This window comes from Streptomyces sp. NPDC002467, assembly GCF_042889825.1.
GTDB lineage: Bacteria > Actinomycetota > Actinomycetes > Streptomycetales > Streptomycetaceae > Streptomyces.
Window position 1 is genome coordinate 282277 of record NZ_JBIARJ010000001.1, and the last position, 11528, is coordinate 293804.

General features: G+C 69.3%; 11 protein-coding genes. All 11 read right to left on the reverse strand.

The window, feature by feature from the left end:
• Positions 1-2 precede the first annotated feature (2 nt).
• The 11 genes from ACFYYJ_RS01315 to leuA all read right to left on the reverse strand — a co-directional run bounded on the left by ACFYYJ_RS01315 (position 3) and on the right by leuA (position 11463).
• On the reverse strand, positions 3-1079 hold the full coding sequence (locus ACFYYJ_RS01315) for a phosphopantetheine-binding protein (protein ID WP_385127203.1): 1077 nt from the start codon (positions 1077-1079) through the stop codon (positions 3-5).
• Positions 1080-1181: 102 nt separating this feature from the next.
• Positions 1182-2180: a TauD/TfdA family dioxygenase gene (locus ACFYYJ_RS01320; RefSeq protein ID WP_389127621.1), complete on the reverse strand. Its 999-nt coding sequence runs from the start codon at positions 2178-2180 to the stop codon at positions 1182-1184.
• A gap of 94 nt (positions 2181-2274) precedes the next feature.
• Positions 2275-3012, reverse strand: a complete 738-nt coding sequence (locus tag ACFYYJ_RS01325; RefSeq protein WP_385127200.1) for a thioesterase II family protein — start codon at positions 3010-3012, stop codon at positions 2275-2277.
• Entirely contained in the window at positions 3009-4238 is a 1230-nt protein-coding gene (locus ACFYYJ_RS01330) for a cytochrome P450 (protein WP_385358077.1), read from the reverse strand. Before ACFYYJ_RS01330 ends, ACFYYJ_RS01325 begins: the two co-directional genes overlap by 4 nt.
• Complete coding sequence (locus tag ACFYYJ_RS01335) at positions 4235-6037, reverse strand: non-ribosomal peptide synthetase (RefSeq protein ID WP_389127624.1); 1803 nt, start codon at positions 6035-6037, stop codon at positions 4235-4237. Before ACFYYJ_RS01335 ends, ACFYYJ_RS01330 begins: the two co-directional genes overlap by 4 nt.
• 17 nt (positions 6038-6054) lie before the next feature.
• The gene (locus ACFYYJ_RS01340) at positions 6055-6813 is read right to left on the reverse strand and encodes a thioesterase II family protein (RefSeq protein WP_385358073.1); all 759 of its coding nucleotides are present in this window, start codon (positions 6811-6813) and stop codon (positions 6055-6057) included.
• A complete protein-coding gene (locus tag ACFYYJ_RS01345) occupies positions 6810-7025 on the reverse strand; it encodes an MbtH family NRPS accessory protein (protein ID WP_389127627.1) in 216 nt (71 codons plus the stop codon). Before ACFYYJ_RS01345 ends, ACFYYJ_RS01340 begins: the two co-directional genes overlap by 4 nt.
• Positions 7026-7096: 71 nt before the next feature.
• Entirely contained in the window at positions 7097-8497 is a 1401-nt protein-coding gene (locus ACFYYJ_RS01350; protein WP_389127629.1) for a cytochrome P450, read from the reverse strand.
• A complete protein-coding gene (locus tag ACFYYJ_RS01355) occupies positions 8494-8715 on the reverse strand; it encodes a phosphopantetheine-binding protein (protein ID WP_385127191.1) in 222 nt (73 codons plus the stop codon). The genes ACFYYJ_RS01350 and ACFYYJ_RS01355 overlap by 4 nt, the downstream gene beginning before the upstream one ends.
• A 146-nt stretch (positions 8716-8861) precedes the next feature.
• On the reverse strand, positions 8862-9632 hold the full coding sequence (locus tag ACFYYJ_RS01360; RefSeq protein WP_385358069.1) for a thioesterase II family protein: 771 nt from the start codon (positions 9630-9632) through the stop codon (positions 8862-8864).
• Between the two features lie 85 nt (positions 9633-9717).
• Positions 9718-11463, reverse strand: a complete 1746-nt coding sequence (gene leuA, locus ACFYYJ_RS01365) for a 2-isopropylmalate synthase (protein WP_385358067.1) — start codon at positions 11461-11463, stop codon at positions 9718-9720.
• Positions 11464-11528 lie beyond the last annotated feature (65 nt).

An 11528-nucleotide genomic window follows, 5' to 3' on the forward strand; every position in this document is an offset into this window, starting at 1 on the left:
GATCAGTTCTCGCCCAGGTAGTTGATGGTGCGGGCCACGAGATACGGGGCCTCTTCGATGCAGAGCCGCTGGCCGTAGAACTCGGAATCGAGCACTTCCGCGGTCAGCTCGCCCTTGATGACCGAACTCCAGTCTTCGAGCGTGGGGTTGTCCTGCGCGAGGAGCAGGAGCAGATCGACGTCGGCGGGCTCGGGGCGGTACGACTCCGACGCCCGCGCGGTGCTGACGAACGAGGTGTAGAGGCGGCGGCAGAACGCCTCGGCCCGCTCGTCGAAGCCCAGGCCCGTGCCGAACATGGCGGCGGCCGAGTTGCGCAACGCCACGTCGAGGTCGGCGTCCTGCGGGCTCATCGCCGGAAACTGTTCCGTGGTGCCCGACATGCGCAGGAGACCCGCGTAGAAGTCCACGATCAGCTCGTCGTCGGACATCACGCCGTCGGGGTTCCGATAGACGTAGCCGTCGACCACGATCGTCCGGCCGATGGTGAGCCCGCGATCGGCGGCGATGCGGTTGAGTTCCAGGCAGAGCGCGCCACCCGCGCAGGAGCCGAAGAGATGGAACTCGTCCTCACCGAATTCGTCCTGCAGCGCGTCCGCGTAGAGCCCGGCAAGACCCGGGATGTCGTCCGGTACGCTCCCGGCGCCCTCGACCAGAAGGGGGGACTGCAGCCCGTAGCAGGCCCGGTCCGTGCCCAGCTCCCGGATGAGCCGGCCGTAGCCGTCGACCATGCCGTGCCCGGCGTGGACGAAGACGATCGGAGTGCGCGACCCCTGGTTGCTCATCCGGATCAGCGCGCTCTCGGCGTTGGCGGCCTGCGGCTGCGCCTTCTCCGCGCTCAGTTCGGCGATGGTCTGGAACCGCATGAGGTCGCCCATGTTGAGCCGCCAGCCGAGGCGCTGGTTGATCTGCTCGATGGTGACGAGGGCCGTCAGCGAATCGCCTCCGGCTTGGAAGAAGTTGTCGTGCACGCTCACGTCGTGCCCGAGCGTGGTGCTCCAGATGTCCAGGAGGATCTGTCGCACCAGGCTCTGCGCCGCCGGTTCGGCCGACGGGATGACAGCCGTCTGGGCTGCGTTCATATGCTTAGTCCTTTTCGGGAATCTCGCGGACGGTCGGCCGGGAGCCGTCCGGCGGATCAGGCCGGGGGCCTGATCCGGCCGGGGCTCGGCACGGCACGGCACCTAGGCCAGAACGGGCCCTGGACCGATCCGGTGCGACAGGCTGGGTCGCCCGTCCAGATGGACGTAGACCCGGTGCAGCCAGCGGTCGTTGCCGTCGTAGCGGGGTGTGAACTCGGTACGGCCGTGCACCACGAGTCGGTTGTCCAGGAACGCCATGTCGCCCGGACGCAGCACCAGTTCCGACGCCACCTCGGCCAGGGCGGCGCCGAGCCGGCGCAGCGCCGCGCCGGCCTCGTCGTCGAGTGCCCTGGTCGCGTTGAAGTCGACCTGGATGTCCGGGTCGTCGAACGAGCCGTTCAGGACGCCGTGCGCGGTGGCCGCGTCGCCCGCACGGAACGACGGCGGCGCCTCGGTGACGAAGCGGGGCTGCCGCAGGATCGCCACGTCGCCGTCGTCGAGCAGCACCCGCGCCCGCCTTACGGAGGAGAACAGGGTGCCCGCCGTGCCCTCGTGATCGCTGCGCAGGCACAGCAGCCCGATGAGGTCCGGCCGGTGCGGATGGAAGGCGTTCTCGTTGTGCAGTTCGAGCTCGACGGAACCGCCGTTGCTCTGCGAGGCGGCCAGTGCCGGGACCGGCACGACGTTGTGCACCAGCGCACCGTGCTTCTCGTTGCGGAAGGCGAACACGTCGCCGAGCTGCTGGCCGAGGAGCATCGCGGTCGTGGCGGGCACCGTGGCCCTGCGCTCCACCGAGTCCGGCACCGACGGAGTGTCGGGCAACGTCTCCGCGTCGACGGGGAGGTTCCCGACCAGCAGGGTTCCGCCGGGGCCGGGCTCGGAGCGGAAGTCGCGCAGAGCTTCCAGCAGCCGGACCGGCAGCCGGCAGCTGTGCCGCCGAGCCTCCGCCAGCCAGCGGGGATCGTCGACCTGACCGGCGGCCGGAGACCGGTGCAGTTCCTCCGCCAGGGCGCGCACCTCGGTGCGCTCCCGGTCGGTCAGCGTCACGCTCGGTCGGTCGATGTCCCCGGGGGTTCGATGGCTCAACACGTGAATGGTCATGTCTGGTCCTTTGAGCGTCTGCGCGGACTTGGTGCTGAATGCCACGCCGCGTTCGTTCGCGTGGTGTCCGGCGGTCACGAGCCGCGTCGGTCGTCTACTTGCCGATCGCGGCGGTCATCTCGCGCTCGATGAGGTCGCGCAGTTCCCGGGGGAAGCGAAGGAACTCCCAGTGATCGCCGTCCAGGACGTGGTAGGTCGCCGAGGCGCACTCGTCCCATCCGGGCCATACCTCGGCCTGGGGGACGACAGCGTCCTCGGTCCAGCCGATCACCGAGACCGGGATGTCCCGGCTGGGCAGTGCCTCGGCCCGGTAGCCGCGCTGCAGCCGCACATCGGCGAGCAGGGTCTCCGCGGCCATCTCGAGGAATTCCGGCGGCAGCCGGTAGCCCAGAGCCGCGGACCGCTCCTCGATCTCGGCGACCATGTCGACCTCGTCGAGGTCGACGAAGTTCAACCTGCCGTAGAGCCCCTTGTGCGGAGCACCCCACCCGGAGGCGAAGATCCGCTCGGGAGTCGGCAGGCCCCGCTCCTCCAGGTGTGCCGCGATCTGCAGCAGGAACGGCACCGCACCGCAGTGCCCGATCAGCGCGTACGGCCGGTCCAGCCGGTCGGCGATCTCCGCCACCAGGCCCTCCGCGAACTCCTGGTGGCTGCCGACGTGGGCTTCGCCGAACCGGTTCTCGCGGCCCGGCGGCTGCACGGCGCAGAACCGGCCCTCGCCGAGCTCTCGCGGCCACGCCTTGAACGAGGCGGCGCCGGTGCCCGCGTACGGCACGCCGAAGACCAGGTAGTCGCCGTCGGCCGGAATGGGCTGCAGGGTCCAGACCGTCATGCCGCGGTCACCTCGACGGGAACGCTCTTGTACTCGAGCATGAAGTTCGACCTGAGCCGGACCGTCGGGCCGGCCGGGAGCAGCCGGCCGGGCCGCTCGCGCAGGCCCTGGAGCAGGGCGGCGAGCGCGGTACGGCCCATCGCGGCACCGATGCAGTGATGCGGTCCGCTGGCGAAGCCGACGTGGCGGTTGGGGGTGCGGCCGAGGTCGAAGCGGTTCGGTTCGGGGAACTGGTCCTCGTCGCGGTTGGCGGACGCCGTCCACAGCGTGACCGAGTCGCCCTCCGCCATCTGCACGCCGCGCAGAACGACGGGCTTGGTGAGCTGCCGCTGCACGTACGAGGCGGTGGACGTCCAACGGACGAACTCCTCGAGACCGGTGCCGACCAGCTTCCGGTCCGCCCGCAGCCTTTCCCACTGCGCCGGGTCGTCCATCAGCGCGAGCAGACCACCACTGGCGCTGTGCTGGGTCGTCTCGTTGCCGCCGATCGCCAGGTTCATGAGGTTGAACAGGAGCGTGTCCTCGTCGAGTTCACGCTCACCCGGCTCGGGTCGGAGCAGGATGCTCACCGCGTCGTCGCCCGGATTGACCCGGCGCTCGGCGATCAGGTCCAGGAAGAAGTCGAAGACGTCGGCCTGGGCGGTCGCGAGCCGCAGCCCTTCGTGCGCGATGCCGAGGCTGTGGTCCTCGTCCCGGTACCCGATCATGGTCTGGGTGAGGCGCAGCAGGTGCAGCGCGTCGGCGTGTCCGATGTTCAGCTGGGCCATCAGACCACTGGCCGGCAGCTCGCGGGCCACGTCGGTGGCGAAGTCGCCGCCGCCGTCGGCCCACATCTTGTCCAGCACTACGGCGACCCGCTCGCGGACCGTCTCCGTCACCCGCTCGACCATCTTCGCGGAGAACACCCGGTGCATCCGGCGGCGCAGCTGCCGGTGGCGCTGGGCGTCGGAGGTGACGAGCATGCGCCCGGAGGCGGTGTCGACCTCGTTGCGGTACGAGCCGCCGATGACGGTTCCGTGCTCCGAGCTGAACGTCTCGGTGTCCCGGAAGCCCATCAGCACGTCGTCGAACTTGGTCAGGGCCCAGAACCCGCCCTCGGGCGTGGGGTTCCAGTGGACCGGGTCCTCCGCGCGCAGCCGCGCCCACAACTCGTGGGGGTCGCCGGTGACGAAGGCCTCGGTGTCGTTGAGGTCGATGTCGGCGGCCGACATCAGGAGCTGCGTCATTCGTCCTCTCCCTTGCTCCGCGACGCGTCGAGGGCGAGAGCCATGTCGCACAGCACGGTGTTGCCGAGCACGTCTTCCAGACCGATGCCCGCCGCCTGGTCCCGGTTGATCCGGCGGCTCATGCGGAAGGCCAGCATCGAGTTGCCGCCGAGCTCGAAGAAGTCGTCGTTGACGCTGATCCGCTCGGTGCCGAGCAGCTCCTCCCAGACCTTGGTGAGGTAGCGCTCGCTGTCCGTGCGCGGAGCCACGTAGTCGCTGCGGCGCCGGTCCCGGTCGCCCAGGAGCTCCAGCAGCGCCGCCGTGTCGCGCTTGCCGTGCGCGGTGGACTGGATCTCCGGCACCTGAACGAACTCGGAGGGCACCTGGTAGTCCGGGATGGTCGCCTCGGCGTACGCACGCACCTCGGGCATGGTGGTCCGGCCCTGGGGCACGACGAACGCGACGAGCCGCTTGTCCTGGCCCTCGCCCTGCGGCAGCACGGCGACGTCGAGAACGCCGGAGCAGGCCAGCAGCGAACGCTCCACCTCGCGCGGCTCGACCCGGTAGCCGCGGATCTTCACCTGGTCGTCGTTCCGGCCGAGGTAGTCCAGTACGCCGTCGGGGCGCTCGCTGACGAGGTCGCCGGTCGCGTACATCACGGATCCGGGGGTGCCGAACGGGTCGGGCAGGAACCGCTCCGCCGTTCGCGCGGGATCACGCAGATAGCCGCGGGTCACGCCGGCTCCGCCGATGTGGAGCTCGCCCGCAGTGCCCTTCGGGACCGGGCGCAGCTGCGCGTCGAGGACGTGCAGCTGCACGCCCGCGAGACCGGCGCCGATGGGCACGCTCGTCGCGTCCGGCGCGACGTCGGTGATGGTGAACGCGGTGGCCGCGGTGGTTCCCTCGGTGGGCCCGTACAGATTGACCAGCCGGCCCGAGAACTTGCTCGCGAGCACGTCGCGGCAGGCGGCGGGACGGACCACGTCGCCACCGGTCTGCAGGACGCGGAGCGAGGAGAACACGTCGGCGTCCTCGGCCGCGATGTGGTTGAAGGCCATGGTCGGCGAGAGCAGTGCGGTGATCCGACGGCGGCGCAGCTCGCGGCCGGGGTCGCCCTTCACCAGGTCGGGCACCGAGGGCATCATGACGATCTCGGCGCCGGCCCAGAACGAGCTCCACAGCTCCCAGTGGAAGGTGTCGAAGGAGATGTTCGCGATCTGGGCCACGCGGTCGGCGGGGCTGAGCTCCGGCAGCAGCGGGTTCGCCGCGAAGTGCACGAGGTTGTGGTGCTCGACCACGACGCCCTTGGGGGTGCCGGTGGAACCGGAGGTGAACAGCACGCACGCGGCGTCCTGCGGGGCCGCCTCGGGCAGGTCTGCCTTCGGCGCGTCGGCCTGGGCGCGTTCGGCGTCGTACTCCCAGACCATGGTGCGCATCTGGTCACCGAGCTGCTCCCGCTCGCCCGGGCCGACCAGGGTCAGGCGGCCGTCGGCCGCGCGGAGCATGAGCTCGCGCCGGGCCTTCGGGTAACGCAGGTCCACGGCCGCGTAGGCCGCGCCGGCTCGCAGTACGCCGAGAATGCTGATGACGAGGTCGACATCGCGCTCGCGGTGGATGCCCACCCGGTCCTCGCGGCGTACGCCCTCGTCGATGAGGCGCTGGGCCAGCTCCGCCGAGGCGCGGTCGAGCTCGGCGTAGGTGAGCCGGCGGCCGGAGTCGTCCGACACGGCCGGAGAGTCGCCGTGCGCGGCGGCTGACCGGGCGAAGAGCTCGGTGAGGGTGAGGGGCGCACCCAGGTCAGTGCGGTCGTCCGTGTTCACGGTGTGAGCGCTCCTATTCATTCGGGAAGACCGTCTGCGATGACCTGAAGCAGGTCCGCCGGTGCCGATCGGTGGGTGTGGTCGTCTCCGGTCAGCAGGATTTGGTGCACATTTCCGTAGGCCGACCACTCGTCCATCTCCTCGGGACGCATGTGCGTGTCCCCGGTCCAGGAGATGGTGGTTACGTTCAGGGGGGTGCTGCCCGCGCCCGAGGGCTGGTAGCCGCAGGTCAGGGCGATGTCGGCGCGCAGCACCTGGATGGACAGGGCGAGCAGCTCGTCCGGGGGTGTGGGCTCGCCGCGCTGCTCGCAGCCGTGGCGCAGCTCCTCCATGTACTCCTCGTCGGTGGTTTCCGGCGTGAAGGGGCCGGAGCGACCGCCGCCGAAGTAGCCGCCTCGGTGGGGGGCCAGGCAGGAGGAGGCGAAGATCTGCCGGGGCATCGGACCGCCACGGGCGGCGAGCTCGACCGAGAGGCCGTAGGCCAGGCGCGCTCCGAAGCAGTGGCCGAAGAAGGCGAAGGGCTTGTCCAGGTAGGGCTGGAGTGCGTCGGCCGCGTCCTTGGCGAACACGTCCATGGACGTGTGGGCCGGGGACCTGAACCGGTTCTCACGGCCCGGGAGCTGGACGGGACAGATCTCGATGTCACCTATCCGCGTGGGCCAGCCGCGATAGGCGGATGCGCCCATGCCGGCGACCGGGAAGCAGAACACCCGGGCTCGCGCGTCGGGGTCGGTGTCGCGGACGAGCCATTGCCGACCGCCTTCTCGAATGCTCAAGTCTGCACCCGACCCACACCGGCCGGTCGCGAGTCCACCCAGTTGTCCGATATCCACTCCAGACAACCGGACTTGTCGCCGCGGTATCCGGCCTCGCTCCATCCGGTGGGTATGGAAAGGTCGACAGGCCAAATACTGTGCCGTCCTTCCTCGTTGTGCACGGCCAGCCATTCGGCATTGTCCGCTGCTTCCAATGAGGTATTGCTCATCATTGCTCCGGTCGGGAGGTGGGTGGGTGGGCTCGAAGATGGTGGCCCTGCCAGATGAAGCTCAGAAAACCAGGCTAGGACCCGGAATTCACTTTCATCGGCACCTGCTGAGGCAGAACGGCGGCAGATACCGGGCACTCGACTGCCGGTGTTTCGGCAGGCCGTGCGGCGGCGTCGGTTCCGGCTGTTGCGGAATCGGCGCTGCGCTGCCCCTCGAAGTGGCGACCGTCGTGTCGCCTCTTGCGGACGGTGATGGGAAAATTGGTCATCCCCGCAATGAAGATCGACCGCAGATGCTGCGGATCTCCGACGGGTTCAATCGATTCGCACCGCTGAAGAAGTTCCTCGAAGAAGATGCGCAGGGTCATCCGGGCCAGCGGCGCCCCGATGCAGAAGTGCGGTCCGAAACCGAAGGCGACTTGACGCTTCGCATTGCCGCGCGTGATGTCGAATCGGTGCGGGTCGGGAAACTGGGACTCGTCCCGGTTGGCCGATCCGATCCATGCGACAACCGCTCCGCCGGCGGGGATAGTGCCCCCGCCGATCTCGACGTCGTGCACCGCGTACCGCATGAAGTTGCACGCGGACGACGTCCAGCGCAGCCCCTCCTCGACGAGGTTGGGCACCAGGGACAGGTCGGCGGCGGCCCGCGCGTACTGCTCGGGGTGTTCGATGAGCGCCTGCACCGTGCCCGAGATGGTGGACGGGGTCGTGATGTTGGCGCCCAGGAGGATGCTGTAGCCGTCGAGGGCGATCTCCTCGTCGGTCAGCGGCGCGTCCCCCGCGCGGACGCTCATCAGGTGGTCGAGCAGACTCCCGTCCTCGCCACCGTCCGACCGCCGCCGTTTGACCCATTGGGTCACGTAGTCGACGAGTTCGTGGTGGGCGATGGCCAGTGTCGCCGCTTCGCTGCCGAGCTTGAAGTGCGGGTCCGAAGGGGCCATCACCATCGACGTCAGCTGGACGAGTTCGTCCCAGTCCTTCTCCGGGATTCCCAGGAGGGGACCCGTGACGATCGCGGGCAGGCGTTGCACCTGCTCGCCCAGGTCGAAGGTGGAGCCGTCGAGGGCCGGTTCGAGGAACCGTACGATCGCCCGCCGGATGCCGTCCTCCCAGGACTTCACCGCCCGTGCGGTGAGCTTGGGAGCGATCGGCCTGCGGACCTCGGTGTGCCGGGGCGGGTCGGTGGACGTCAGCAGCACGCCGGCCGCGACGTCGTCCTCCCCGAGATGAGTGATCACCGTGCCGCGTTCCGAGGTGAATTCCCGGTGGTCGCCGAGTACGCGGCAGACGTCGTCGTAGCGGGTCACCGACCAGAATTCCCGGCCGTCCGCCAGCGTTTGGTGGTGCAAGGGCGCCTCAGCCCGCATCACGTCCCAGATACGGTGTGGATCGCCCGATGTGTAGAGGTCCAAGTCGAGCAGATCGACATCACCGAGGTCGATGTCGCGGACGGCGCCCGGTGTCAACCTCACGTCCGGGCCCTGCCCTGTTCGATCAGCTCGGCGACCCGAGCCGGGGTCTGCGCCAGGTAGAAGTCACGTACGGACAGCTGGACTCCGTACCTCTGCGACAGCCCCTCGAGGATCCGGATGCCGATCAGCGAATTCCCGCCGATCTCGAAGAAGTTGTCGTCCGCTCCGACCTCGCGGTCGTCGAGAAGTGATGACCACAGCTCCGCGATTTCCCGCACAAGTGGAGTGGAGGAGTCAGGGCATGTGTCCGGCCTTTCCGATGTCCCGCCCTGTTCGCCCTGCTGAGGGACGGTCTTCGATGACGATTCCATTGACTGTCTTTCCTTCTCGGTCGGGTCGATCTCGTACTTCGGGTGGACTGTGATCACAGCGCTGCCGTCTGCTTGACCTTCGCCATGTCCTCGGCCATGTACCGGGCCAGGCCTTCCGCCTGCTCGAACAGGTAGAAGTGGCCTCCGGGCAGGTGGTGGAACCGCACGGGCCGGGTGCAGTACGACTGCCAGTCGTCGATCAGCTCGGGCGTGGACAGCTCGTCCTCGACGCCCATGAAGACCGACATCGGCACCGTGACGGGCGGCCCCTCCGCGTACTCGTAGGTGTCCACCAGGTGCAGGTCACCCCGCAGGATGCCGACCATCCAGTCCGCTATGTCGGGGTCGGTCAGCATCTCCTCCGGGGTGCCGCCCAGCCTCCGCATGAAGCTGATCAAACGCTCCGACGACCACAGGTCGCGGCGCTCGGAGAAGCGGGCGCACGCCAGCTTGGGCGCGGGCATCGCGGACACCCCGAGCCAGACCGGCGGGAGACCGGCCCGCTCCAGTTCCCGGACGAGCTCGTATCCGATCAGGGCGCCCATGCTGTGCCCGAACACGGCGTACGGGCCGTTCACTTCGGCCAGGATGGCGGGCTTGAGCAGCTCCACGGCCTCCGCCGCGTCACGGCAGTGCGGCTGATGGGAGGCCGCGCCGCGGCCCGGGAGGTCGATGGCGCGCAGTCGCCAGCCAGGCGGGAAAGCCTGCGCCAGCGGCATGTAGCCGGCGGAGGAACCGCCCGCATGGTGAAGGAAATAGCAGGTCAGCTCCTCGGGCGGCCCACTGGAGGACGTCCCGGGACGCTTCCGGAGATCTCTGAACATCGTTTTTTGCCTATCTCATGGGCCCGGTCACCGAGCTGACGGTGCCGTGGCGGGGCGCCCCGGTCCGAAGTGGCGTGCCGCGGTGTTACCGGGCGGCCCGGTTGACCGCGGAGGCTATGGCGCGCACGGCCGCCCCGGCCTCGTCGGAGTGGAGGCCGACACCCCAGACGCTCTCCCCGTCGACCGTGCACTCGGCGTAGACGACGACCGAGGAGTTCTCGGCGCCGGGCGGCTGGACGGTGAGGGACTGCGCGACCACGTCCGTCCCGGCGCCCCGCAGCGCCTCGGCGAATGCCTCGCCGCCGTCGGCTCGGAAGTAGCGGGTGGATCCGTCGAGTTCCGCCTCGACCACGCCGTTCGCCGTGTCGCTCACCCGCAGCCGCAGGCCCTCGGCCAGGAACTCCCGGGTGAAGAGCTCCCACACCTGCGCGGATCCGACCTCGGTGGCGCACTCCTCGCTGTGCCGCTGGACCATGCGGGAGACCTCCACCTGGAGGCGGCGCGGAAGGTCGAAGCCGTGCCCCGTCTTGAGCAGGTAGGCGACCCCGCCCTTGCCCGACTGGCTGTTGACGCGAATGATCGCCTCGTACGAACGGCCGATGTCCTTCGGGTCGATCGGCAGGTAGGGAACGCCCCAGGGGGTCTCGCCGACGAGGATCCCGACGCTCTGCGCGGCTCGCTCCATCGAGTCGAGCCCCTTCTTGATCGCGTCCTGATGGGAACCGGAGAACGCCGTGTACACCAGGTCGCCCGCGTACGGGTGGCGCGGATGGGTCGGCAACTGCGTGCACTCCTCGGCGACCTGCCGGATCGTGGCCATGTCCGAGAAGTCGATCATCGGGTCGACGCCCTGGGAAAAGAGGTTCATGCCGAGCGTCACCAGGTCCACGTTGCCGGTGCGCTCGCCGTTGCCGAACAGGCAGCCCTCGACCCGGTCGGCCCCGGCCAGGACCGCGAGTTCGGCCGCGGCCACTCCCGTGCCCCGGTCGTTGTGCGGGTGCACGCACAGGGTGATGTGCTCGCGACGGCTCAGGTTGCGGTCCATCCACTCGACCTGATCGGCGAACTCGTTGGGCAGGGTGCACTCGACGGTCGCGGGCAGGCTGATGATGATCGGACGCCCCGGAGCCGGCTGCCAGACGTCCATGACGGCCTCGCAGATCTCCAGCGCGAAGTCGGGTTCGGTCGCGGTGAACGACTCCGGCGAGTACTCGAACAGGATCTCTCCGCCGACATGTTCCGCGGCGAGCTTGGTGATCAGCCGGACCGCCTGCACCGTCATGTCGAGGATGTCCTCGCGGTCCGCGCCGAACACCACCCGGCGCTGGAGCGGCGAGACGGAGTTGTACAGGTGGGCCACGGCGCGCCGGGCGCCCCGCAGTGCCTCGAAGGTGCGCTCGATCAGTTCGGTACGCGCCTGCATGATGACCTGGATCGTCACGTCGTGCGGGATCAGGTCCTGCTCGATCAGCTCGCGCACGAAGTCGAAGTCGACCTGGCTCGCCGACGGGAAGCCGACCTCGATCTCCTTGAAGCCCATGGCGACGAGTTGCCGGAACAGCCGGTGCTTGCGCGCCAGGTCCATGGGCTCGGGCAGCGCCTGGTTGCCGTCGCGGAGGTCCACCGAACACCACAGCGGAGCCTTGCGGAGCTTGCGCGCCGGCCACCGGCGGTCCGGCAGGTCCGGGCCGTCGAAGGGCTTGTAGCGGTGCACCGGCATACCGCTCGGCTGCTGAACGCTGCCGGTCAGGGAGGCGGCGGTCGGGGTGGTGGCGGTCAGGGAGGTGGCGGCCACGGAGGCGGGCCGTTCCACGAGTGTGCTCGACATCATTGGTCCTCTGCCCAAATCGGAAGGGAATGTCCGTGTACTGAGGGGCGCGCTCACCCCGGAAGTCG

Bases quoted from the DNA above. Each gene is read 5' to 3' on its own strand.
- ACFYYJ_RS01315 (WP_385127203.1), bottom strand. From the start codon at position 1,079: ATGAACGCAGCCCAGACGGCTGTCATCCCGTCGGCCGAACCGGCGGCG.
- ACFYYJ_RS01320 (WP_389127621.1), bottom strand. From the start codon at position 2,180: ATGACCATTCACGTGTTGAGCCATCGAACCCCCGGGGACATCGACCGA.
- ACFYYJ_RS01325 (WP_385127200.1), bottom strand. From the start codon at position 3,012: ATGACGGTCTGGACCCTGCAGCCCATTCCGGCCGACGGCGACTACCTG.
- ACFYYJ_RS01330 (WP_385358077.1), bottom strand. From the start codon at position 4,238: ATGACGCAGCTCCTGATGTCGGCCGCCGACATCGACCTCAACGACACC.
- ACFYYJ_RS01345 (WP_389127627.1), bottom strand. From the start codon at position 7,025: ATGATGAGCAATACCTCATTGGAAGCAGCGGACAATGCCGAATGGCTG.
- ACFYYJ_RS01360 (WP_385358069.1), bottom strand. From the start codon at position 9,632: ATGTTCAGAGATCTCCGGAAGCGTCCCGGGACGTCCTCCAGTGGGCCG.
- leuA (WP_385358067.1), bottom strand. From the start codon at position 11,463: ATGATGTCGAGCACACTCGTGGAACGGCCCGCCTCCGTGGCCGCCACC.